Genomic DNA, 22,901 nt, shown 5'->3' with positions numbered 1-22,901 from the left:
TTATTCAAATACAGCTACTAAGCGGCCTTTTACTTCGTGATTTTTTAGTTTTTCTATACCTTTATCAACTTCTTCAAATGGGATTGTGATAAGATTTGGATTCATTTTCCCAGTAGCGAAGCAATCATATACACCTTTTAAGTCTTCTACTGACCCGCCATTACTTCCTAAAAGCTTAATTTCTTTTGTGATCATTAAATAAGTATTAATATTAGATTCTAGTTTACCCATACCAACAATTACAACTGTTCCTTGTGGTCTTATAGCTTCTAGTGCATCGGTAGTTGTTTGTCCGAAACCAGCAAAGTCAACAATGACGTCACATTCCGCTTCTTTCATATCAAGAATCGTGTCGTAAACTTTATTAGCACCTAGTTCTTCAGCAAGTTTTCGAGCCTCTGGAGAGACATCTGTAGCGTACACTTCGCAACCTTTAATTTGTGCCATTTGTAGAGCAAATTGACCAAGTCCACCAATACCGATAATTCCTAATTTTGTACCTTCTTTTGCTTGTCCAATACTGAAAAGTGCACGATAAGCTGTGATTCCAGCATCTGTTGAAGCTGCCCCTTCTACAAATGAAACGCCTTCAGGAATGATTACGCATTGATGTGCAGGAACACGCACTTTTTCTGCATACCCTCCATCATAGTTGTACCCAGCAGTTACTTTTGTTGCTCTATCCATTGGGTTAACGCCAACGCGGTCTCCTACTTTAATATCTTCAACACCTTCACCCACTTCAATAACAACCCCTGCAAACTCATGCCCCATAATAACCGGACCATTAGGGAAAAGTGGCATCCAGCCTGGATCTTGTAATGCTGCAACATCTGAATGGCATAGACCAGCAGCTTTCACTTCAATAACAACTTGACCTGGAATCGCTTTTGGATCTTCTTTTTCAATCAATTCTAGTGGAATATTTGTACCTGTAAATTGCCAACCTCTCATACTATCGCCTCCAAATTGTTTTACTATTTTATTATATTGGATTAATTAATAATTCAAAAAATAAGCTCTTAATATTTCAGTGCAATCTAGCTTTTGAGCCAGCTTCATGCACTCATTATTCAATGAATTAAACGTTGTATAATGCACCATCAACAGTGAATGAAGATGAGCTAACATAAGAAGCTTCATCAGAAAGTAAGAACGCGATCACGTTCGCTACTTCTTCAGGTTCACCATAGCGTTTCATTGGCACTGCATCGTTATAAGCTGCTTGTGCTGCTTCTGCTGCGCCTGGTGCAACTTTTGATTCAATATTACGCATCATTTGTGTATTAATAACTCCTGGGTTTACTGTGTTCACACGTACATTATATGGAGCAGCTTCTAACGCCGCTACTTTATTCATACCCATTAATGCATGTTTCGACGAATTGTACAGCATCATATTTGGCGAACCAATTAATCCTGCTACGGAAGCAGTGTTAACAATCGAACCTGCTTTTTGCTGTTTCATAATTGGCATTACATATTTTAAACCGTAGAAAGCACCTTTTACGTTAATGTTATATACAAAATCGAAATCTTGTTCTGTAATTTCTTCTAAAATTTTTGCTGGACCTTCAACCCCTGCATTATTCGCAAATCCATCAATGCGACCGAATTTTGTCACAGTTTGCTCAACATAATTCTTTACTTCTGCTTCTTTTGAAACATCTGCCTTTAATGTCAGGACGCGATCTTCACCTAAGTTAAGTTCCTCTGCAACCGCTTTCACAGCAGCTTCATTTAAATCCACAAGGGTTAACTTTGCCCCTTCACCTGCAAGCTTACGAGCAATCTCTTTACCGATACCTCCTGCAGCACCTGTAATAACAACAACTTTATTTTCAAATCTCATTTTTTGTACCCCCCCTAAAGATTCTATTTACATTTATAGTTTACTGGGTTTCACTTTCTGTATACAATCCTTAACATTTGCTATAATGTTGAAGAAACCAACACTTTTAGTCAATCTGTCTAATAGTAGGAGAGGAATATGATGAAATCCAGTTCCAATCAAGCTTTTCGTACAAAGAATTTCTTAAAAAATGCATTTATTGAAATGGTACATAAAAAGGGATTTAGTGCTGTTACGGTGAAGGACATTGTAGATTATGCACAATATAATCGAACAACCTTTTATGTGTACTATCAAAACATATATGATCTTGTTGAAGAGTTAATGGATGAAATGTTTGAAGCCATTCAGTATTACAGCATGTCTAAGTATCAAAGTGATAGTCAGGTGAAAGTGCAGGAGTTGACAACAAACTCCTTCGAATTGTTGTATTACATTTACGATCACCGTGATTACTTCAGATTGCTACTTTTAGAAGATACGTTACCTCGCATTCACCAGCAACTGCCTGAAGCGATTTTTAATTTACTTAAAGATAAATTTGATATTCAATACGGAGTGTCTTATGTTGATGATCACTCCCAAAAGCGCTATATGGCCTTCGGTACGGCGGGGTTGATTTTGGACTGGATTGCACAAGATTTTGATGTGACACCCGGCGAAATGACAGAACGTCTCATACGTATTTTAAACACCTTTGCAAAAGGATTTGTAATAAAAGAAATCGACACTTAACAAACTTTAGAAATATGTATTTTGCTAAATAAAGAAAATGACGTTTGCCAATTATATATACCATTTCTTATGCCATCTTTTAAAATTAGTTGTGAGATACACTCACCTTAACAAATAAAAAAGAACGAATTCCACCAAAATTGGAACTCGTTCTTTTAATATAATTATGATAACTCCAACCACGCAACCGCTTCGCAATGCACTGTCTGTGGAAACATATCGACCGGCTGTACTTCTCTTGTTTTATACCCTCCGTCTTCGAGTACCCGTAAATCCCGTGCGAGTGTTCCCGGGTTACAGGAAACGTAGACGACACGTTTCGGTTTCATTTCCAGAATTGTCTGTAACAACGCATCGTCGCAGCCTTTACGCGGTGGATCAACGACAATCACGTCTGGCCGGATACCTTGTTTATGCCAGGTCGGAATAACTTCTTCTGCTTTCCCTGCTTTAAACTGCGCATTTGTAATACCATTTAACGCTGCGTTTTTCTTCGCATCTTCAATCGCTTGCGGCACAATTTCAACACCATACACTTCTTTTGCCTGTTTGGCGAGAAACAATGATATCGTGCCAATACCGCAATAGGCGTCGATGACAATTTCATCACCTGTCAACTCCGCAAATTCAAGTGCTTTTCTGTAGAGCATTTCCGTCTGCAGCGGATTCACCTGATAAAACGAACGGGCAGAAATGGCAAATTTCACATCGCCGATCAGATCATAAATGACATCTTCGCCCCACAGTGTGCGCGTTTGATTTCCAAAAATAACATTCGTTTTATCCGGATTAACATTTTGTACAATCGATGTAATGCCTGGAATCGCGTCGCGGATGCCCTTAATGATCGCCTCTTTATTTGGCAGTTCAGCTGTGCGCGTGACGAGCACCGCCATCATTTCTCCTGTCGTATAGCCGATCCGCGCCATCACATGCCGAAGCACCCCTTTATGCCGCTGTTCATCGTACGGCATGACACCGTTTGCCGCGCAAACATCTTTCACTTTTTGAATGATGCTATCACTTTGTTCATGCTGAATGAGACATTCGGTCATATCGATAATCTCGTGGCTGCGTTTTTTGTAAAAACCGGCGACAATGCGGCCGCCGTTCATGCCGACCGGCACCTGTGCTTTGTTCCGGTAACGCCACGGCTCTTCCATGCCAAGCACTGGATGAACCGGCACATTTGGCAGTTTTGCAATGCGGTCCATCACATTTCTCACCTGATTATATTTCATCTTAAGCTGCCCTTCATATGTCATATGCTGAAGTTGGCAGCCGCCGCATTCATCATATACAGAACATGGTGGCACCACACGTTCAGGCACTGTTTTATCGAGGCGGATCAATTTCGCAAATCCGTACCCTTTATTTAATTTTGTCACTTCAATTTCACCCGTTTCGTCCGGCAGTGCACCTTCGACAAACAGCGGGTAGCCTTCTACTTTCGCTACTGCTTTTCCTTCATGCGTTAAATCGGTAAACGTGACGTTCAGCACGTCTTTTATTTTTACCGGGGCTTGAATCTTTGCCACAATTACTCCCCCTCATTTATTAAGCCTATCTGCCTATTCCCATTAAGACCGGACAGAGGATCGTTTACTTGAAAAAACGATACCCTTCATCTTACAACGGTGCTCCGCTTCTTTCAACAGCAACTCCAATTTTTCATCCTTATTGTGCGCATTCATTTCGTCCTTATTTAAAACCCATTTAAAATTATTTCCGCACCTGCATTCGCTGCACTTACAGCAAATTGCGCCAGCCCCAATCCCGCTGAAAGGCCAGTAATGACACGGAGCAAATTATTGCTTGTGCGATACTGCCTTTTTTGTGTGAATCCATCCAGCAGCATCGGAATGTTCAATGCAATCGCCATTAAAAATGACGGGACAAAAGACAGAATGGGTGAAAAAAAGGCCATCGGAATAGCTAAAAATAAGCCGATTAATAAAAACATACATCTATAACAGACTGGAAACTGCCTCCCGCACACAATGAGAGATCGTTCTGGGCGGCGGTGGCATGGCATAAATTGCAGCGTAAAAAACTCCTTCATGACGGACAGTCCGGACCACAGTCACAATCTCCATCTTTGTCGCAGTCAAATGTTTTTTTATTTATAGTCGGCGTTGGACAGTCGCAATAGGAATAATCATCATCTTTCCCTTTTTTGCGCCGTTTCCTGTACCAATAAATCGTGTAGATAAATAAAATGAGACCAAAACTAAACCAGCCGATCAAAATGAGTTGTTCGTTTCCAACTGGGTTTGACGTCAATCCAATCACGCCTCCAATAATACAAGTGAGCGCAACAAAAAAACTGATAAAAATCAATCTCGTAGCACCGCCTTTCAGCGTAATCTTATCATAATTCATTACGGTAAAATGAAGAAAATAGAGACTTTTAAGTCAGCTTCTTTTCAATATCTTCCCTCCTAATAAATAATGTTTAAAAAAAGCTGGTAAAGGAATAGTAATAAGAGACATGAAACAAATAGGAGATGAACATAATGAAGCAAAAGGAACTAAAAGAACAGATTTTGACTATTTTACAGGATAGTCGTATTGGAACAATGGCGACCATTCATGACAATAAGCCAAGATCGCGCTACATGACCTTTTTTAATGTCGATCTAACGCTTTATACCGCAACAAGCAAAGATATGCACAAAACGGAAGATATTGAACAAAATCCGTATACGCACATTTTACTTGGTTACGAGGGTGAAGGTATAGGTGACACATATGTGGAAGTCGAAGGGACAGTTATCGAATCTGACGATGAAAGCTTGAAGGAAAAAGTGTGGAATGAACATCTGGAAGGGTGGTTCGATGGCCCGGAAGACCCAAAATTGCTTATTTTGCAAATTAAGCCGGAACAAATTCGATTAATGAACAAAAAAGACCAGCAGCCCCAAACGCTGGATCTTTAATAAAGCGAAAAGGCACTGCTATTTTATAGCAGTGCCTTTTTTGCAACCTTTGATTTTGCTTTTTGGGTCACCCAGCAAGGTTTCCGACCACCTTTGCAGCTTTCTGATCGCTCAGCTAGGTTTCTGATCACACTTGGCTTCCCCATGATGTTTCACCACATCTTCATAAGTACCCATTGCCTCAATTTGGCCGGCACGCAATCGAATGACTTGATCAGCACGGCGGATAGTATTTAACCGGTGTGCAATAACAAAGCTTGTGCGCCCCTCCATTAACCTTCCGAGTGCTTCTTGAATATGCAGTTCGGTAATCGTGTCGATACTGCTTGTCGCTTCGTCCAAAATTAAAATAACCGGATCGGCTAAAATCGCCCGGGCAATCGCGATCAGCTGTTTCTGCCCCTGACTAATACCTGATCCTTCTTGACTCAGTTTTGATGCGTAGCCATCTGCCATTTTCATAATAAATGAATGAGCATTGGCAAGTCGTGCCGCTTCGATTACTTCTTCATCTGTCGCATTAAGACGGCCATAGCGAATATTTTCCATAACCGTTTCTTCAAACAATACCGTGTCCTGCAAAACAAATCCCATCTGTCCTCGTAAACTTGCACCGGAAATGTTTCGACTATCGACACCATCAAATAAAATCACACCGCTATCTGGTTCATAAAACCTTGCCAGCAAGTTCATAATCGTTGTTTTGCCCGATCCAGTCGGCCCAATAAGCGCAATCGTTTCTCCCTTTGATGCACTGAATGTAACATGGATAAGCGTCTCTTTTCCTTTTTCATATGAAAATGAGACATCTTTGATTCTGACTTCACCTAACATATTATGACGGGTACCTGTCTTTCCATCGATCGCTTCTTCCTCATCGATAATATTGAACACACGCTCCGCTCCTGCAACAGCCGATAACATCGTGTTATATTGGTTTGCAAGATCATTAAGCGGCCGTGTAAACTGGCGGGCATATTCCGTAAAAATCACAATCGTCCCGACTGATGCTTGACCGTTCAGCGCCAAAATTCCCCCAGCAAGTGCAATGAAAGCGAAACTCGCATTGTTCAAAACGTTCATCAATTTCGGAATAAATCCAGAGTATGCCTGTGCCAAGTAGCCTACTTCTTTTAGCTGCTCATTCTTCATCATAAAATCCGCGATCATTTCATCTTCACGTGAATACATTTTCACGATATGGCGGCTTGAAATCGCTTCTTCAATAAAGCCGTTTAAATCACCTAGATAGCGCTGCTGTTCTTTAAATTTCGGACCTGTCCGTTTTGTTATCCACCTCATTCCGCTAAACATAAGTGGAATAATCAGCAATGTGACAACAGTTAAAATTGGGCTTAAATACAGCATCACAGCAATAGAACCGGCAAGCGTCAAAATGCCCGATGCAATTTGAATGATCGAACTGTTAAGCGTGCTGCTTATATTTTCAATGTCATTCGTTACACGGCTCATTAATTCACCGTGACGGCGTTTGTCAAAAAAGGCAAGTGGCAACTTATGAAAATGCCGGAATAAGTCATCACGCAGTTCGTAAACTGTTTTTTGTGCAATGTCAGCCATCCAATAGTTTTGTAAAAATAACACCCCAGAATAGCTCGCATAGACGAGCGCCAGTCCCCCAAGAAGCCATAAAAGACCACGTTCATCCCCCATTGCAATATAATTATCAATGGCCACACCGATTAAAAAGGGACCGGCTAGTGCTAAAACAGAACTAAGCGCTACTGTAACAATCGTTAAGACGAGTTTTCCTTTTCTCTTTAATAAATAACCCGTGATCCGTTTCAATGTGCCGGACATATTTTGAATTTTCGGCTTCGGTTGCGGGTTAGCACCGTGTCTGTTCATGTACGTTTTCCTTTCTGCCTTGCGACTCCATAAGGCGTTTATACAATCCATTTTGCCGAGACAGCTCTTTGTGCGTGCCCGACATCACCACTTTTCCATCTTCAATCATAAAGATACAGTCCGCCTGCTCTGCCGTTGATATTTTTTGTGTGACCAGTATAATGGTACATTTTTCTTCCGTTATCGCATCAATTAACGCTGCTTCTGTTTTCACATCAAGAGCACTTGTACTATCGTCTAACAATAAAATATCGGGCTTTCGAATAAGCGCACGGGCAATAGATATACGCTGCTTTTGCCCACCAGATAACGTAACACCTTTTTGACCGATCATTGTATGGTAGCCTTCTGGCAATGCGGCTACAGTGTCATGGATTTGCGCTTTACGCGCTGCCTCAATAATTTCTTCTACTGTTGCATCTGTCTTACCCCAACGAATATTATCAAAAATTGAACCGGTAAACAGATGCGACTCCTGTGGAACAAAACCAATTTCCCGGCGAAGCGAATCCACTTTCATTTGGCTGACATCAAGGCCGCCGATTGAGACGATCCCTGAATCTGGTTCATACAAACGGGGGATAAGGGACAATAACGCCGTTTTTCCTGATCCTGTTTCACCTAAAATAGCCGCCATTGCTCCTCGCTTTACCGTCATTGATAAATCTTTTAAAATAGGGGCAGTGCCGCCTGGATAGGTAAAACATACATTCTCTAGTGCAAGATCACCATCTTTTGGATATAACTCCGTCACTGGATTCAGCTTTTCCTGTTCAATGTTCAGCACTTCCTCAATCCGGCCTGCTGATGCTTTTCCTCGTGCAAACGCAATCGTAATAAATGTGAAAATCGACAGTGATATGATAATTCGGGCCGCATAGTTAATAATGGCTACAATTTCACCCGTCGTCACTGTCCCCTTCTGCATTTCAACAAAGCCGAACCATAAAATGAGAAGGAGAGCACCGTTCATGACGAGCAGCAAAATGGGCACAATGCTTTCAAACGTACGAATGACGCGAATTGTTTCATCCATGAGTGCCTTACTTGATTTCTGAAAGCGCGACTTTTCATGATCACTCCGAACGAATGCTTTAATCAAGCGAATACCAGTTAAGTTTTCATGCATGACATTGTTCACTTTATCTAATCTTTTTTGAACGTTACCGAACATGCTGGTACCTCGTCTCATCATCAAGAGCATGAATACAAGCATCACCGGTACGGCAATGATCAACACAAGGGACAAGCCGAAATGAACGTATAACGCCATCGCTGTACCAAAAACAATCATGAGCGGTGCACGCAGCATAATGCGTAAGCTCATAAAGACTGCATTTTGCAGTTGTGTTACATCATTGGTCATTCGAGTAATGAGCGTGGACGTGTCAAAATGACCATATTGAGCAAATGAAAAAGATTGTACTTTTTCAAAAAGCTTTTTCCGGATATCAAACCCGTAGTTTTGACCGATGCGAGCAGCAATAAATGAGTTCGTTATACCTGCTGCAAACGAAAATAGGGACAGCGCAATCATGATTATCCCCCACCGGATAACAATATTAAGATTGCCGGCAATGATCCCGTTATCAATCATTTTCGCCATTAAAATCGGCATCACTAACTCGACGGCTAGCTCTAAAAGCATGAGCCCCCACGCTGCTGCCATGGACAGTCGATACGGTTTTAATAATGATAAAACGTGACTCATACGTATGCCTTCTTCCAACTTTATTTTTCATAAGTGTAGCAAACCACTGCCCTTTTTTAAATTTTTAGCCTCTTCTAAGATAAAAAATCTCAAAAACCAGTACAGACCGATTTTTGAGACTTTTTACTGTTTATTTAATTCAGGCTGTGATGTTTTCCTTCTTCGTTTTCGCCGCTGCCATATAAACAAGTATGCCAATAAGTACATACGCAGCGAGCGATGCATACATCACTTTAAACCCCAGTCCAGCTACAGCGGCGCCGATTATAACTGCCCCTATTCCAATGCCGAAATCATAAAAAGAGAGAAAAGTGGCAGTTGCCGTTGCTTTTCTTTCAGGCTTTGCCCTGGCAATCGCAATCGTTTGAAAACTCGGAAACAAAGTTCCCCAGCCAATGCCAATCATACCAGCTGCCACGAAATAAAGAACAGCCCCATCCGCGAGACTGAGTACAATGAGGCCAGCTGCAAATAAAACAATTGACGGGATAACGATAACATTCTCACCGTACTGGTCAAACCAGCGTCCTGTGAATGGACGAGAAAGCACAAGCAGCACTGCGTACACGATAAAGAAATAACTAGCAATTCCACCGAGATTCAGTTCTTCCTCTGCATATACCGGTACAAATGATAAAATGGACGCATATCCCACTGAGAAAAAAGCGCCTGTCACGGCAATCGGCAGCGCCGACTTTTCAAACAAATGCTGCGGATGTAATTTTACGCGAAATATAGAACCTAAACGGGCAGAACCTGAATCATCCGCTGCCATACTTAGTGCGATAATGAATGCGATAACAGAAACAGCGATGCAGGCAATATAAGCGGCGGTCATGCCCCAGCCATTAAACAGCGTCAAACCGGCAAACGGCCCAATCGCCATCGCTAGATTGTTTGATAAGACAAAATAGCCCATTCCTTCTCCCCGCCGTGAATTAGGTATAATATTGGCAACAATTGCACCTGCTGCTGTTGTCGCCATCCCAAAACTAATTCCTTGAAAAAAACGCAGGACAAGCAGCACATTAAAATTTGTTCCAACTAAATACAGAATCATCGTAATCAGATAAAGAATCAATGAGGTGATGAATACTTTTTTTCGCCCGAACATGCCAATCCACTGACCCGCAAAAGGACGAATCAAAATTGCGGCTATTAAAAAAGCGGTTGTGACAAGGCCCGCCTGTGCTTCTGTTCCGCCTTGTTCTTGCAAAATGTATATAGGAAGCGTTACAAGTAAAAAGTAAAATGTCATAAATAAGAAAAAGTTCCCTGCGGAGACACTTATAAAATCTTTTGTCCATAATTTTGGTTTATTCATGTAGCATCCCCTTCTGCGAATTCTCTTTCACATTCATTAAATAAGATGATAATAATTGTTGCATACACTCTCTTTGTTCATCGGATACTCCCATAAGCAGACGATCATTCATTTCAAGTACAGCCGTTTCCCACTCCGAATATGCTGCTTTTGATTGTTCCGTCATCTCAATAATTTTGACTCGGCGGTCTTCACCCGTCACTTGCTTCACATATCCTTGTTTTATTAAACGCTGGATTGTTCTGGTCATTGGCGGAGCCTCGACGGCCAAATAATCGCACAACTCCTTTTGAGTCATTTTTCCTTTTTCCTTTAATACAAACAAAACAGACCACTGAGCTGTATAAAGGCCGAACGGCTGTAAGGTATTATTCGTTTGTTTTACCAATTCACGCGATAACTGATGAATCGTATGAAATAATTGATGTGTATTCATAATTCCCTCCATTTAATTACCTAGGTAACTAAATTTAGTATACCACATATTTCAGGAAACAAAAGTTTTCAAAAAAAGAAAAAACTGTTTCAAAAACCAGAGAGCCTGATTTCCAAAACAGTTAATGATTAATAAATACGGTCCTGTGGCCGTAGTTTTTCTATCGGTGCGAACACATCAATATGGCGGTACAAATTTTCAAACTCTGCTGGAATTTCCCCGCCAAGCTCGCCATCTAAATTCACAAGCATCTTATCTCGTGAATGAACCTTAATATGCTTTGCTTTCGTATAAATAACATGTGGATCGTTTAAATGATCCCCTCGCAGCGCAAGAGTGACGATACGAATAAATTCAGCCAAATTCGTTTTTTTCAATATGAGCAGCGTGAACAGACCGTCATTAACCGACGAATCTGGTGCCAACTTTTCAAAGCCACCGACTGAGTTTGTTAAACCGATTAAAAAAAGAAGAGATTCGCCTTCAAACACTTGTCCGTCATATTCGATCGTCACATCGGTCGGTTTAATAGACGGAAGCATTTCAATTCCTTTCAAATAATACGCTAGCTGCCCAAGCATGGTTTTTAACTTGCTCGGCACTTCATATGTCAGCTCTGTTAAGCGGCCGCCGCCAGCAATGTTAATAAAGAAACGCTCATTCATGCGGCCGACATCAACAGGAATGGTTTCACCTGCCGTAATCACATCCACAGCACCTTGAATATCACGTGGAATATGCAAGGCACGTGCGAAGTCATTGGTTGTTCCCATCGGAAGAACGCCAAACTTTGGGCGATAGTCGTTGCCGGCCAGGCCGTTCACAACTTCATTTAATGTACCGTCACCACCAGCCGCAATAACTATGTCAAAACCCCGTTCAACTGCCAGACGCGCCGCTTTTGTCGCATCGCCTTCACTTGTTGTTGCATGAGCAGATGTTTCATAACCAGCACGCTCTAATTTTTCAAGTGTTTCCGGCAAATGCTTGCGGAACAACTCGCGGCCGGAAGTTGGATTGTAAATAATTCTTGCTTTTTTCGTCATCTTTATCCCAATCTTTCTTCCATTAATATAATTAATATAATCGTTCCGTAATCGTCGTTTTCAAACTGCTGTACACTTCCTGCCAAAGCGTCTCATCTGTCCGGTACGCTTCTGTCAGCTTGTTTATCATTTCACGGCTTTTTTCATCAAAATCGGCGTGTTCGCGCGGCGGCAAAGACGACCGATAATTTGTTACCATTTCCTGCACAGCTGGCGCACGCGGCCCCCATACCGTCTGCTCTTCACCTTCTTCATTGATGAAAATAAAGATAGGAATAGAACGAGACGTACCGTTCGTTAAATATTGATCGATTAATTCCAAATTCTCATCACGATGAAGCAGGCGAATATCCATATCAGCAGATTTTGCGAGTGTCAGCAAAATCGGCACATTCATCATGGCATCGCCACACCAGTCTTCGGTAATGACAATAGTACGCCAATTTGCTTCTCTCAGTTTATTCATGAGCGAGGCTTCATCGCCGGACAAATGAAACTTTTTCAATACATGAAGCAAATTTTCCTTATTCTCCGACATTTGTTCTATATATTGTTCGGGCGTTAACCCTTTCTCAAACCAATTATTTAAATCCATTTTTTCCCTCCGTTGCTGATTTGCTAGCCATTCTCTGACTCCATTATGCACAAAAACCGCTCATTTGACAAAATCGGTTGATTTAAAGAGGCAGCAATTTTATAATAGAAGAATAGATATTAATATTTATGAATAATTATAAATAAAAATTCAAAGGAGTTTTCACATGAAAGCATCAGTTATCGGCGCTTCCGGCTATGGTGGCATTGAACTTATACGTCTTTTATCCAATCATCCTAATTTTGAATTACACGCAATTTATTCATCGAGCAAAGAAAATGTTCCCGTAACAGAAGATTATCCACACTTAGCAGAAATTTGCCCGCTCCCGCTGACAAAGATTGACCCACACGCCATTAAAGAAACGTCGGATGTTGTCTTTTTAGCGGTGCCATCAGGTGTTGCTGCCGGACTTGCACCTCAACTTGCTGGCGGTCATGCAAAAGTCGTCGATTTATCCGGTGATCTTCGCCTGAAAGAAACAGATGATTATAAATTATGGTATAAAAAAGAGCCTGCTGACAAAGCGTTTATTGCAGATGCAGTATACGGATTGACAGAATGGAACCGTGAAAACGTGAAAGAAGCGAAAGTACTCTCAAATCCCGGCTGCTTTCCAACAGCTGCACTGTTAGGACTCGCACCCGTCGTGAAAAATAATTTGATTGATATGAAGAACATTGTTATTGATGCAAAATCAGGTGTATCCGGTGCTGGACGCGGGTTGTCACCGCTTGTTCACTTCGCAGAAATGAACGACAACTTTCGCATTTATAAAGTGAACGAGCACCAGCACATTCCGGAGATCGAGCAGCAATTAACGTGGTGGAATAAAGACACATCACCAATAACATTCTCAACTCACCTGCTTCCTGTATCTCGAGGAATTATGGCGACGATGTACGCGCCTCTCACAAACGGTATGACCACCGAAGACGTGCATGCACTATACATTGAAACATACAAAAATGATCCATTCGTCCGCGTTCGCCCTTCAAAGCAGTTTCCCGGTATTAAAGAAGTCGCCGGTTCGAACTTCTGTGACATTTCTGTTGATGTCGATACACGCACAAATCGTTTAGTCATCGTCTCAGTCATCGATAACCTTGTTAAAGGTGCAGCTGGTCAGGCTATTCAAAATGCAAATTTGATGTTTAATTTTGATGAAACATCAGGGCTTAAAGGCTTCCCAATGTATCCGTAATGAAAGGATGATTTGTAATGAAAACAGTCGTTGTAAAGTGTGGCGGCAGTGTGCTGAAAGAGCTATCAGATAGCTTTTTTTCAAGTATGACCTCACTGCTGGCAGACAGTTACAAAATCGTATTTGTTCATGGCGGCGGTCCGGAAATCAATGCCATCCTAGAAAAAATGAATGTGAAAAGTGAATTTAAAAATGGTCTTCGTGTCACTTCACAAGAGGTACTTGAAGCGGCGGAACTCGTCTTATCTGGCAGCATGAACCGGAAGCTCGTCCGCTTACTAGAAGCACATGGCATTGCAGCAATCGGCTTACAATCAAGTGACCAAGGTATTCTTAATGCCGATTTCATCAACAAGGAAGATCTCGGTTTTGTCGGTGACGTAACATCCGTCAACAAAACCGTTTTAGAAACAATTTTAAACGCAGGACTTCTTCCTGTTTTAACACCGATCGCAAAAGGTCCGGATGGCACCGTGTTGAATGTTAACGCTGATCACGCAGCCGGTGCTGCAGCCCGCGCACTTGCCGCAGATCACTTGCTCATGGTAACAGATGTAGACGGTGTATTAAACGATGGCCAGCTTATACCGGTTTTAACAGATGCTGAAACAAAGAAACTCATTGAGTCTGGCGTGATAAGCGGCGGCATGATTCCGAAAGTCCAAACCGCCCTAAGAGCACTTGAAAACTGTAAACATGTACACATTGTGTCAGGTAAAAAACCATTTTACGAAGATGGCCATTGGTATGGCACAGAGTTTAATAATGAGGAGGAGACAATTTGAGCCATTTATTCCCTACATATGCACGCTGGGATGTAACGCCTGTAAAAGCGAAAGGTGCTTACCTTACTGCAAAAGACGGCAAAGAATACCTTGATTTCACGTCCGGCATTAGTGTGTGCAATCTTGGACATACGCCCGACAATGTAAAAAAAGCAGTGGAAAAACAGCTTGAAAAATTTTGGCATACATCCAATTTATTTCAAAGTGAATTACAAGAAGATGTTGCCAAGCAATTAACGGATGCATCTGGCCTTGATCTTGTCTTTTTCGGCAACAGCGGCGCGGAAGCAAATGAAGCTGCGATCAAACTCGCCCGCAAATCAACAGGCCGGACAAAAATTATTACGTTTATCGATTCATTTCATGGACGGACATTTGCAACGATGGCAGCAACCGGACAAGATAAAATTAAGACAGGCTTTGGTCCGATGCTTGAATCTTTTGAATATGTGAAAATGAACGACATTGAGGCGTTGAAGACAGCGCTTGATGAAAATACAGCAGCCGTTATGTTTGAAGTCATCCAAGGCGAAGGCGGCATCAATTCAGGTGATACAGACTTTTTACTGGAAGTTGAAAAACTGGCTCATGCAAATGGTTCTCTTGTGATCATTGATGAAATTCAAACCGGTATCGGCCGGACCGGTAAAGCATTTGCATTCCAGCATATTGGTCTTGATCCAGATATTATTTCTGTTGCCAAAGGGATTGCGAACGGTTTCCCGCTAGGTGCCATCGTAGGAAAAACGGCACTCGCTGAAGCATTTTCAGCCGGCTCACATGGCTCAACATTCGGAGGAAACCCCGTTGCCCTTGCCGCTGCAAAAGAAACATTAAACACGATTTTCAATGATTCATTTTTAGCTGATGTAACCGCAAAAGGCGATAAGTTGAATGTATTATTAACAGAAGCTCTTTCCGGCGTTGATTTCGTTAAACAGTTAAAAGGAAAAGGCCTTATGGTTGGCATCGAGTTGACTGAAGAAGCTGGCCCGTTTGTCACAAAAGCACGTGAACAAGGACTGCTCATTCTAACAGCGGGAACACACGTATTACGTCTTCTTCCACCGCTCAACGTCACAAATGAAGAAATTGAAAAAGCAGTCGATGCAATTGCGGCTGTATTACAAGAAAAAGCTGTCCAGCAAGACTCCTAATTTAAGGAGTCTTCCGGACAGCTTTTTTATTTATCCGACTGCTTTTGAACGGATTTGATCGAGAACGAAATCAGTGACAGCGCTGACGATTGTATGCTGGTCGTGGTCCATCGTTGCAACGTGATATGAATTCGGCAGCGTCACAATTCGTTTCCTGCATGATGAAATGGACTGATAAATAAACGATGTATTTTCAGGCGGTACCACATTGTCCTTAGCTGATTTGATACATAGTGCTGGCACATGAATACGATGTAAAAGTGCCGGGACAAGCCCCATGAGCTTTTGCAGCTCGCGAATGGATTGAACCGGTGCTTCCTTATACGTAATCTCATGCACATTTTCTTTTTTAATATCCGGTGCACCTTCTTCAATAAAACGCGGTGTGGGATCATGCTGTAAATACTCAAGTGATGGAAGTGTAAGTGCGGCATTGATCGTAATGATGCCTTCAATATCATGGTGCTCGGCTGCAAATTTAAGCGTCAGCGTACCACCCATCGACTGCCCCATTAAGAAAATACGTTTATTGCGTTTTTTAAGAAAACGATACGCGCGAGAGTAGCTTTCATACCAATCTTCGTGGGTGCAGCGTTCCATGTCTTTTTGATGTGTCCCGTGTCCTTTTAAACGCGGCGCAATAACAGAGAATCCCTGTTCATTCAGTGCTTCTGCGACGTCCCGAACACTTTGTGGTGTGCCTATAAATCCATGTGAAAGCACAATGCCGATGTCGTTTCCTTCAAGATAAAATGACTCTGCTCCCGGCATGACTGCATACTCTTCTCTCATCATCATTTCCTCCTTTTTTAATTCCGATTATCTTTATTGGTTATATATAATTTAATACATCTTTTCCGATAAGTCAAGTTGGGATTGAAATAAAAATAAAACCGCCGGCATCTAACCGGCGGCCGTCTCTACATTATCGCTTGGCAATTTCTTCGGCAAGCAATTTATTGATTGCTTGCGGATTTGCCTGTCCTTTTGATGCTTTCATAATTTGGCCGACAAGAAAGCCGATTGCTTTTTTCTTGCCGTCTTTAAAGTCTGCAATCGACTGCGGGTTCGCATCGAGCGCATCGTTAACGAACTTCAAAAGGGCGGACTCATCTGAAATTTGAACCAATCCTTTTTCTTTCACAATCACATCAGCGTCGCCGCCGTTTTCAATCAGCTCTTTGAAAACGGTCTTGGCAATTTTAGATGAAATCGTTCCTTTTTCAAGAAGTAAAATCATACCTGCTAAATTATCCGGCGTTAATTTTGTTTCGGCAAGCTCTTTGCCTTCCGCGTTCAAATAAGCAGGTACTTCACCCATTAGCCAGTTGGATGCCTGTTTTGCACTGGCACCTACTGCGACTGTCGCTTCAAAGAAATCTGCAATTTCTTTTGACATCGTGAGAACTTTTGCATCATGTGCCGGAAGTCCTAATTCCTCCATATAACGCTTTTTACGTGCATCTGGAAGTTCAGGAATTGATGCGCGAACACGTTCTTTCCACTCGTCATTAATATACACGGGAAGAAGATCTGGTTCTGGGAAGTAACGGTAATCGTCCGATCCTTCTTTCACACGCATAAGCAGCGTTTTGCCTGTCGACTCATCAAAGCGGCGTGTTTCCTGATCGACTTTTCCGCCTGATGATATGACTTCGGCTTGACGTTTTTCTTCATATTCAAGCCCTTTACGTACAAAGTTAAAAGAATTCAAGTTTTTCAATTCTGTTCTTGTGCCGAATTCTTTTTGTCCGAATGGTCGAATGGAAATGTTTGCGTCACAGCGAAGTGACCCTTCTTCCATTTTACAGTCCGATACTTCTGTGTATTGAATAATCGCTTTTAATTTTTCTAAAAACGCATATGCTTCTTCCGGTGAACGAATATCCGGTTCAGAGACGATCTCAACAAGCGGCGTACCTTGACGGTTATAGTCGCATAAAGAGTGCTTGCCCGCATGCGTCAGTTTACCAGCATCTTCTTCTAAATGAAGACGTGTAATGCCAATTCGTTTCGTTTCGCCGTTCACTTCAATTTCAACCCATCCATGTTCACCGATGGGCTTATCATTTTGCGAGACTTGATACGCTTTCGGATTGTCTGGATAAAAATAGTTTTTTCGGTCCCAGATGGATTCTTCAGCAATTTCACAGTTGATGGCCATTGCAGCTTTCATTGCATATTCAACAGCCGTTTCGTTCATAACCGGCAAAACGCCTGGATAGCCGAGATCAATAACGGTTGTATTTGTATTCGGTTCGGCACCGAAATGGGCTGGTGCCGATGAAAAGATTTTTGAATTCGTTTTTAATTCAACGTGGACTTCAAGTCCGATGACTGTTTCAAATTCCACCTTATACCCTCCTTTACAACTCTGGTTTTTCGTTATGGAAATCAGTCGCCTGCTCATACACATGCGCGACGCGGTAAACCGTTTTTTCATCAAAATGACGGCCGATAATTTGCAGACCGAGCGGCATTCCGTTAGAGAATCCACATGGAATTGAAATGCCTGGCACACCTGCCAAGTTAACCGGAATCGTCAAAATATCATTCGCATACATCGTGAGTGGATCATCAATGATTTCACCGATTTTAAAGGCCGGGGTCGGCGTTGTCGGTCCAATGATGACATCATAGTTTTCAAAGACATCTTCAAAATCTTTTTTAATAAGCGTACGTACTTGCTGTGCTTTTTTATAATATGCATCATAATAACCAGAACTTAATGCAAATGTTCCAAGCATAATCCGGCGCTTTACCTCGTCGCCAAAGCCTTCTGCACGTGTTTTTTTATATAATTCAATTAAGTTCTCTGCATTTTCAGCACGGTAGCCGTAACGGATTCCGTCAAAACGAGCAAGGTTAGACGATGCTTCAGAAGACGCGAGTAAATAGTATGTAGCAACGCCGTACTTGGAATGTGGAAGTGACACTTCTTCCCATGTGGCACCTTGTCCCTCTAACACTTTCAAAGCAGCTAATACAGACTGCTTCACTTCTTCTGAAACCCCTTCACCGAGATACTCTTTCGGCACCGCAATACGCAGTCCTTTCACATCTCCAGTTAAGTTTTTCGCAAAGGATTCACCTGGCACGTTTGCTGAAGTCGTATCATGCGGATCGACGCCAACGATCGCTTCAAGCAAATGCGCATTATCTTCTACGTTACGTGTAATCGGGCCAATCTGATCAAGCGATGACGCAAAGGCAATTAAGCCGAAGCGGGATACACGGCCATACGTTGGCTTCATGCCGACAACACCGCAAAATGAAGCGGGCTGGCGAATCGAGCCGCCTGTATCGGAACCGAGTGAGAACGGTACTTCACCCGCTGCAACAGATGCAGCAGAACCACCAGATGAACCACCGGGCACCCGGTCTAGATCCCATGGATTGCGTGTTTTCTGGAAGCTTGAGTTTTCCGTCGAGGACCCCATCGCAAATTCATCCATATTTAATTTACCAACTGTGATGGTGCCGGCTTCACGCAGTTTATTCACAACGGTCGCATCATAAATCGGATCAAAATTATAAAGAATCCGGCTCGCTGCTGTTGTACGGATTCCTTTTGTAACAATGTTATCTTTTACGCCAATCGGCACACCATTTAAGATCCCTGTTTTGCCCGATTCCTGCAATTTTTTTGCTTGATTGCGGGCATTTTCTTCATCAAGCGTTAAAAATGCTTTTACATCTCCATCCACTGCTGCAATTCGTTTAAACGATTCGTCAACGAGGTCCGGGATGGTGATTTCTTTTTTATGTAACATCGACTGAATCTCATTCAGTTTATGATCAAATAATGACACACTCTCTCCTCCTTATTCGATAATAGACGGTACACGGATTTGTCCGTCCTGCTGATCTGGTGCATTTTTCAACACTTCTTCGCGATCAAGCCCAGGTGCTGATTTGTCTTCTCGAAGCACATTTTTCATATCTAAAACGTGTGACGTTGGTTTAACGTTTGATGTATCAAGTTCATTTAGCTGCTCGGCGAATGTAATAATCGCATCGAGTTGTTCCGTAAATTTATGCACTTCTTCGTCTGTTACCGCCAATCGTGCCAGATGCGCCACGTGTCGTACTTGCTCTTCAGAAATTCGCGTCAATGTAATCCACCTCCATAAAAGTATCGGCATTCTTTTGTTTGCACAAACTTTGCCCCGCATTAACGGGCAGTAAGATCCCCCTTTAAGACTTCGAAAAGAAAAAAGGATTCATTGGGGGATTAACTGCCCGTAAAAGCCCGATTCGTTCGGGCCAGGCTGAGCCTGGTCACTCATGTATTGCCGCAGGACGCGGCGCTCTTTACCTGAGTTCCTCTTTATTCAGTAAGGGAAGAACACCCTCCCTGAATGAAGTTTCACTTTATTTTACCATGATTTCATCCTTCATTCATAATTGTTCAGTGAAAAAGAAAAACCGCCTTGAAATTCAAGGCGGTTCCGTGTCCAAAGCCAATTTCGTTATCTTCCTCTCACTGTTAGGCTACGCCCTGCGCACACTTTTAGAAGATGATGTGTTAGCTATTGTGGTTAAATTAGATTCTGCTTTTCTTTTTTTGCCCATAATCTTACTTAATATTTGACCAACTAATGATGAAAATAGGGGGTTATCTCTTTGGCGTGGATATGGGAGATGAACTGGCAGATCCATCACAATTTCGCCCTCTTCAATTAAGATCACTCTGTTAGCTAACGCAACAGCTTCTTCAACATCATGAGTAACTAATATGGCCGTGAATTGTTTTTCTTTCCACAAATCCTCAATTAATTCATGCATCTCCATCCTCGTTAAAGCATCAAGGGCGCCCAATGGTTCATCTAATAGGAGCAGCTCGGGATCATGGATGAGCGCTCTAGCAAGGGCTACTCTTTGTTTCTGACCTCCAGATAGGACAGCTGGCCAAACGTTAGCACGTTCGGCTAGACCCACTTTCTTTAAAATAGTCGGTATTTGCTTCTTCTCTTCTGGTTTCAAACCTAAGCCGACATTATCCGCAACTTTTTTCCATGGAAGCAGTCTTCCGTCCTGGAACATCATTTTTGCCATCTGATTTCTGCCTTTTAATTCTGTTCCATCAACCAACAGACTGCCAGAACTTATCTCCTCTAATCCAGCAATGATTCTTAATAATGTACTCTTCCCGCAGCCACTCTTTCCGACAACAGCAATGAAGTCCCCTTTGTTCACTTGTAAGTCTATTTTCTTTAACACTTCTTTACCATCAAAAGATTTACCAATGTTATCAAGGTGCAATATATGTTCATTTGTATGATCCTTTGCCATACTCTTCACCTCCATTTTATTTTTGATAACTTGGATGCCATTTTAAAAATCGTTTTTCTACTAATTTTGCTGTTAAATCAGACATTTTTCCTAACAGAGCATAGAGAATAATACTTAATACAACAACATCTAATTGCATAAATTCCCTTGCATTCATAGCCATATAGCCAATGCCAGAATTCGATGCAATAGTTTCAGCCACTATTAACGTCACCCATGTAATCCCTAATGCATAGCGCACACCAACGAGTATTGATGGTAATGCTGCGGGGAAAATAATATTTGAAAATAAAGAGAAGCCTTTTAGCCCATATACATTCGCCATCTCAATTAAAGATTTATCCACTGAACGGATCCCATGAAACGTATTCAAATAAATCGGGAAAAAGGTACCTAAAGCAACTAAAAATAATTTTGCTTCTTCCTCTATTCCGAACCATAAAATCACGATTGGAATTAAAGCTAAATGGGGTATATTACGGATCATTTGTATGGAGGAATCAAGTAAACTCTCTGCCGTTTTGGATAAACCGTTTGCCAATCCAAGTAGAAAACCGATCCCTCCGCCTACAACAAATCCCCAAAACGCTCTTTGTGTACTTATCCAAACGTCCGCTGCTAATTGGCCACTTTTTGTTAACTCAACAGCCGCGGTGAATATATCAATTGGATTTGGTAACACTCGATTAGATAGCCATCCAATAGAAGAAAATAACTGCCACGATCCAAGCAAAACAATTGGGACAATCCACGGTAAAAGTCGTTTAAATTTCATTTTTGTTACCTCGTTGCTTTTAAATTTTTAGGTAAAAGTCCATTTGCAACAATTTCTCCAAACGGGCTGACAATATTGGGGTTCTCAGATCGATCCACCGTTATCTCTTGATCTAATTCTAAATATGGGAATAACAATTCTGATACACGATAAGCCTCCTCCAGATGCGGATAACCAGATAAAACAAATGTTTCGATACCGATATCTTCATATTCCTTCATTCGTTTTGCTACCGTTTCTGGATCTCCTACAAGAGCCGTCCCAGCACCCCCTCGAACAAGACCAACACCTGCCCATAAATTTGGGCTAATTTCTAAATTTTCTTTACTTCCATTATGGAGTTCGGACATTCTTTTTTGACCAACTGAATCATATCTTGACAAAGCTTTATGCGATGCAGCAATTAAATCGTCGTCTACATACTTAATTAAATCATTGGCAGCAGCCCAAGCTTCTTGTTCTGTTTCGCGGACAATAACATGAAGACGAATGCCAAATTTAACCGTTCTGCCTCTTTCCGCTGCTAATGCTCTCACTTTCTCAATTTTTTCTTTCACTTGTGCAGGCGGCTCACCCCACGTTAAATATACATCGATATGGTCAGCAGCAATTTCATGACCGATATCTGAAGATCCGCCAAAGTAGAGCGGCGGGTATGGTTTTTGAATAGGCGGATATAATTGTTTGGCATCCTGCACGTCTAAATATTTCCCTTTTAGAGTTGATTCCCCCGTCTCTAACAACTCTCTCCAAATTGTTAAAAACTCATCTGTCAGCTCATATCTCTCCTGGTGAGAATAATGCAACCCATCCCCTGCTAATTCAACAGGATCACCGCCTGTCACGACATTGACTAATAATCGTCCATTCGATAATCGATCGAAGGTGGCAGCCATTCTCGCAGCTTGCGATGGCGAAGTAATACCCGGTCTTACAGCTACAAGAAATTTCATTCGTGAAGTCACCGGTATTAAAGAGGAAGCCACTACCCAAGCATCTTCGCAAGACCTTCCTGTCGGCAATAAAGCCCCCGTAAAGCCTAAACTATCCACTGCTTGCGCCACTTGTTTTAAATACGGTAAATTAACAGCTCTCCCTCCTGTAGTAACACCTAAATAACGTGAATCCCCATGTGTTGGTATAAACCAAAATACGTTCATTTTCCCCGCTCCTTTAAT

General features: G+C 42.0%; 23 protein-coding genes. 5 read left to right on the top strand and 18 right to left on the bottom strand.

Going from position 1 to position 22,901, the window contains the following annotated elements; genetic code table 11:
- Both ACZYRN_RS14720 and ACZYRN_RS14715 read right to left on the bottom strand, forming a co-directional pair.
- A complete protein-coding gene (locus ACZYRN_RS14720; protein WP_488912373.1) occupies positions 1 to 954 on the bottom strand; it encodes a zinc-binding dehydrogenase in 954 nt (317 codons plus the stop codon).
- Positions 955 to 1,081: 127 nt separating this feature from the next.
- Positions 1,082 to 1,852, bottom strand: coding sequence for an SDR family NAD(P)-dependent oxidoreductase (locus tag ACZYRN_RS14715; protein ID WP_488912371.1), 771 nt, complete (start codon positions 1,850 to 1,852; stop codon positions 1,082 to 1,084).
- A gap of 138 nt (positions 1,853 to 1,990) precedes the next feature.
- Between ACZYRN_RS14715 and ACZYRN_RS14710 the strand changes: the two genes are divergently transcribed.
- On the top strand, positions 1,991 to 2,587 hold the full coding sequence (locus ACZYRN_RS14710) for a TetR/AcrR family transcriptional regulator (protein ID WP_488912369.1): 597 nt from the start codon (positions 1,991 to 1,993) through the stop codon (positions 2,585 to 2,587).
- A gap of 164 nt (positions 2,588 to 2,751) precedes the next feature.
- Here the strand turns inward: ACZYRN_RS14710 and rlmD are convergent, their stop codons facing one another.
- The 3 genes from rlmD to ACZYRN_RS14695 all read right to left on the bottom strand — a co-directional run bounded on the left by rlmD (position 2,752) and on the right by ACZYRN_RS14695 (position 4,927).
- Positions 2,752 to 4,125 carry a 23S rRNA (uracil(1939)-C(5))-methyltransferase RlmD gene (rlmD, locus tag ACZYRN_RS14705; protein ID WP_488912368.1) on the bottom strand — a complete coding sequence of 458 codons (1,374 nt, stop codon included), beginning with the start codon at positions 4,123 to 4,125 and terminating at the stop codon, positions 2,752 to 2,754.
- 167 nt (positions 4,126 to 4,292) lie between these two features.
- Positions 4,293 to 4,649: a DUF2085 domain-containing protein gene (locus tag ACZYRN_RS14700; RefSeq protein ID WP_488912367.1), complete on the bottom strand. Its 357-nt coding sequence runs from the start codon at positions 4,647 to 4,649 to the stop codon at positions 4,293 to 4,295.
- Positions 4,646 to 4,927 carry a hypothetical protein gene (locus ACZYRN_RS14695; protein WP_488912366.1) on the bottom strand — a complete coding sequence of 94 codons (282 nt, stop codon included), beginning with the start codon at positions 4,925 to 4,927 and terminating at the stop codon, positions 4,646 to 4,648. The genes ACZYRN_RS14700 and ACZYRN_RS14695 overlap by 4 nt, the downstream gene beginning before the upstream one ends.
- A gap of 176 nt (positions 4,928 to 5,103) precedes the next feature.
- Here ACZYRN_RS14695 and ACZYRN_RS14690 point away from each other — a divergent pair, with 176 nt between their 5' ends.
- Positions 5,104 to 5,526, top strand: a complete 423-nt coding sequence (locus tag ACZYRN_RS14690; RefSeq protein WP_488912364.1) for a pyridoxamine 5'-phosphate oxidase family protein — start codon at positions 5,104 to 5,106, stop codon at positions 5,524 to 5,526.
- A 111-nt stretch (positions 5,527 to 5,637) separates the two neighbouring features.
- Here the strand turns inward: ACZYRN_RS14690 and ACZYRN_RS14685 are convergent, their stop codons facing one another.
- The 6 genes from ACZYRN_RS14685 to ACZYRN_RS14660 form a co-directional block, all read right to left on the bottom strand.
- On the bottom strand, positions 5,638 to 7,395 hold the full coding sequence (locus ACZYRN_RS14685) for an ABC transporter ATP-binding protein (RefSeq protein ID WP_488912362.1): 1,758 nt from the start codon (positions 7,393 to 7,395) through the stop codon (positions 5,638 to 5,640).
- Positions 7,376 to 9,106: an ABC transporter ATP-binding protein gene (locus ACZYRN_RS14680; protein WP_488912361.1), complete on the bottom strand. Its 1,731-nt coding sequence runs from the start codon at positions 9,104 to 9,106 to the stop codon at positions 7,376 to 7,378. The genes ACZYRN_RS14685 and ACZYRN_RS14680 overlap by 20 nt, the downstream gene beginning before the upstream one ends.
- 139 nt (positions 9,107 to 9,245) lie before the next feature.
- Positions 9,246 to 10,430: an MFS transporter gene (locus ACZYRN_RS14675; protein WP_488912360.1), complete on the bottom strand. Its 1,185-nt coding sequence runs from the start codon at positions 10,428 to 10,430 to the stop codon at positions 9,246 to 9,248.
- The gene (locus tag ACZYRN_RS14670; RefSeq protein WP_488912359.1) at positions 10,423 to 10,866 is read right to left on the bottom strand and encodes a MarR family winged helix-turn-helix transcriptional regulator; all 444 of its coding nucleotides are present in this window, start codon (positions 10,864 to 10,866) and stop codon (positions 10,423 to 10,425) included. Before ACZYRN_RS14670 ends, ACZYRN_RS14675 begins: the two co-directional genes overlap by 8 nt.
- A 128-nt stretch (positions 10,867 to 10,994) precedes the next feature.
- The gene (locus tag ACZYRN_RS14665; protein ID WP_488912358.1) at positions 10,995 to 11,912 is read right to left on the bottom strand and encodes a diacylglycerol kinase; all 918 of its coding nucleotides are present in this window, start codon (positions 11,910 to 11,912) and stop codon (positions 10,995 to 10,997) included.
- A gap of 31 nt (positions 11,913 to 11,943) precedes the next feature.
- Positions 11,944 to 12,507: a thioredoxin family protein gene (locus ACZYRN_RS14660; protein ID WP_488912357.1), complete on the bottom strand. Its 564-nt coding sequence runs from the start codon at positions 12,505 to 12,507 to the stop codon at positions 11,944 to 11,946.
- Positions 12,508 to 12,673: 166 nt separating this feature from the next.
- Between ACZYRN_RS14660 and argC the strand changes: the two genes are divergently transcribed.
- The 3 genes from argC to argD are packed head-to-tail and all read left to right on the top strand — an operon-like array spanning position 12,674 to position 15,653.
- A complete protein-coding gene (gene argC, locus ACZYRN_RS14655) occupies positions 12,674 to 13,711 on the top strand; it encodes an N-acetyl-gamma-glutamyl-phosphate reductase (protein ID WP_488912356.1) in 1,038 nt (345 codons plus the stop codon).
- 17 nt (positions 13,712 to 13,728) lie between these two features.
- Positions 13,729 to 14,496 (top strand): acetylglutamate kinase, encoded by a 768-nt coding sequence (gene argB, locus ACZYRN_RS14650; RefSeq protein ID WP_488912355.1) that lies wholly within the window; start codon positions 13,729 to 13,731, stop codon positions 14,494 to 14,496.
- A complete protein-coding gene (argD, locus tag ACZYRN_RS14645; RefSeq protein WP_488912354.1) occupies positions 14,493 to 15,653 on the top strand; it encodes an acetylornithine transaminase in 1,161 nt (386 codons plus the stop codon). The genes argB and argD overlap by 4 nt, the downstream gene beginning before the upstream one ends.
- 30 nt (positions 15,654 to 15,683) lie before the next feature.
- Here the strand turns inward: argD and ACZYRN_RS14640 are convergent, their stop codons facing one another.
- The 7 genes from ACZYRN_RS14640 to ssuD form a co-directional block, all read right to left on the bottom strand.
- The gene (locus tag ACZYRN_RS14640) at positions 15,684 to 16,445 is read right to left on the bottom strand and encodes an alpha/beta hydrolase (protein WP_488912353.1); all 762 of its coding nucleotides are present in this window, start codon (positions 16,443 to 16,445) and stop codon (positions 15,684 to 15,686) included.
- Positions 16,446 to 16,578: 133 nt separating this feature from the next.
- The gene (gene gatB / locus ACZYRN_RS14635; RefSeq protein WP_488912352.1) at positions 16,579 to 18,006 is read right to left on the bottom strand and encodes an Asp-tRNA(Asn)/Glu-tRNA(Gln) amidotransferase subunit GatB; all 1,428 of its coding nucleotides are present in this window, start codon (positions 18,004 to 18,006) and stop codon (positions 16,579 to 16,581) included.
- Between the two features lie 13 nt (positions 18,007 to 18,019).
- Complete coding sequence (gene gatA / locus ACZYRN_RS14630) at positions 18,020 to 19,465, bottom strand: Asp-tRNA(Asn)/Glu-tRNA(Gln) amidotransferase subunit GatA (protein WP_488912351.1); 1,446 nt, start codon at positions 19,463 to 19,465, stop codon at positions 18,020 to 18,022.
- Between the two features lie 12 nt (positions 19,466 to 19,477).
- Positions 19,478 to 19,768, bottom strand: coding sequence for an Asp-tRNA(Asn)/Glu-tRNA(Gln) amidotransferase subunit GatC (gatC, locus tag ACZYRN_RS14625; RefSeq protein WP_076764064.1), 291 nt, complete (start codon positions 19,766 to 19,768; stop codon positions 19,478 to 19,480).
- Between the two features lie 379 nt (positions 19,769 to 20,147).
- Positions 20,148 to 20,948: an ATP-binding cassette domain-containing protein gene (locus ACZYRN_RS14620; RefSeq protein ID WP_488912350.1), complete on the bottom strand. Its 801-nt coding sequence runs from the start codon at positions 20,946 to 20,948 to the stop codon at positions 20,148 to 20,150.
- 16 nt (positions 20,949 to 20,964) lie between these two features.
- On the bottom strand, positions 20,965 to 21,723 hold the full coding sequence (ssuC, locus tag ACZYRN_RS14615; protein ID WP_488912349.1) for an aliphatic sulfonate ABC transporter permease SsuC: 759 nt from the start codon (positions 21,721 to 21,723) through the stop codon (positions 20,965 to 20,967).
- A 5-nt stretch (positions 21,724 to 21,728) separates the two neighbouring features.
- Complete coding sequence (gene ssuD / locus ACZYRN_RS14610; RefSeq protein ID WP_488912348.1) at positions 21,729 to 22,883, bottom strand: FMNH2-dependent alkanesulfonate monooxygenase; 1,155 nt, start codon at positions 22,881 to 22,883, stop codon at positions 21,729 to 21,731.
- Positions 22,884 to 22,901: the final 18 nt, after the last annotated feature.

The sequence above is a fragment of the Domibacillus sp. F004 genome, from assembly GCF_057814295.1.
Note: the sequence above shows the minus strand (reverse complement) of the source record. Positions and strands in the feature narration are given on the sequence as shown.

Excerpts from the sequence above, each read along its gene's own strand:
- ACZYRN_RS14685 (WP_488912362.1), bottom strand. The coding sequence starts at position 7,395 with ATGAACAGACACGGTGCTAACCCGCAACCGAAGCCGAAAATTCAAAAT.
- ACZYRN_RS14720 (WP_488912373.1), bottom strand. The coding sequence starts at position 954 with ATGAGAGGTTGGCAATTTACAGGTACAAATATTCCACTAGAATTGATT.
- ACZYRN_RS14670 (WP_488912359.1), bottom strand. The coding sequence starts at position 10,866 with ATGAATACACATCAATTATTTCATACGATTCATCAGTTATCGCGTGAA.
- argC (WP_488912356.1), top strand. The coding sequence starts at position 12,674 with ATGAAAGCATCAGTTATCGGCGCTTCCGGCTATGGTGGCATTGAACTT.
- ACZYRN_RS14665 (WP_488912358.1), bottom strand. The coding sequence starts at position 11,912 with ATGACGAAAAAAGCAAGAATTATTTACAATCCAACTTCCGGCCGCGAG.
- ACZYRN_RS14700 (WP_488912367.1), bottom strand. The coding sequence starts at position 4,649 with ATGAAGGAGTTTTTTACGCTGCAATTTATGCCATGCCACCGCCGCCCA.
- ACZYRN_RS14675 (WP_488912360.1), bottom strand. The coding sequence starts at position 10,430 with ATGAATAAACCAAAATTATGGACAAAAGATTTTATAAGTGTCTCCGCA.
- ssuD (WP_488912348.1), bottom strand. The coding sequence starts at position 22,883 with ATGAACGTATTTTGGTTTATACCAACACATGGGGATTCACGTTATTTA.
- ACZYRN_RS14640 (WP_488912353.1), bottom strand. The coding sequence starts at position 16,445 with ATGAGAGAAGAGTATGCAGTCATGCCGGGAGCAGAGTCATTTTATCTT.
- ACZYRN_RS14620 (WP_488912350.1), bottom strand. The coding sequence starts at position 20,948 with ATGGCAAAGGATCATACAAATGAACATATATTGCACCTTGATAACATT.
- ssuC (WP_488912349.1), bottom strand. The coding sequence starts at position 21,723 with ATGAAATTTAAACGACTTTTACCGTGGATTGTCCCAATTGTTTTGCTT.
- ACZYRN_RS14690 (WP_488912364.1), top strand. The coding sequence starts at position 5,104 with ATGAAGCAAAAGGAACTAAAAGAACAGATTTTGACTATTTTACAGGAT.
- ACZYRN_RS14680 (WP_488912361.1), bottom strand. The coding sequence starts at position 9,106 with ATGAGTCACGTTTTATCATTATTAAAACCGTATCGACTGTCCATGGCA.
- ACZYRN_RS14660 (WP_488912357.1), bottom strand. The coding sequence starts at position 12,507 with ATGGATTTAAATAATTGGTTTGAGAAAGGGTTAACGCCCGAACAATAT.
- ACZYRN_RS14715 (WP_488912371.1), bottom strand. The coding sequence starts at position 1,852 with ATGAGATTTGAAAATAAAGTTGTTGTTATTACAGGTGCTGCAGGAGGT.
- argB (WP_488912355.1), top strand. The coding sequence starts at position 13,729 with ATGAAAACAGTCGTTGTAAAGTGTGGCGGCAGTGTGCTGAAAGAGCTA.
- ACZYRN_RS14710 (WP_488912369.1), top strand. The coding sequence starts at position 1,991 with ATGATGAAATCCAGTTCCAATCAAGCTTTTCGTACAAAGAATTTCTTA.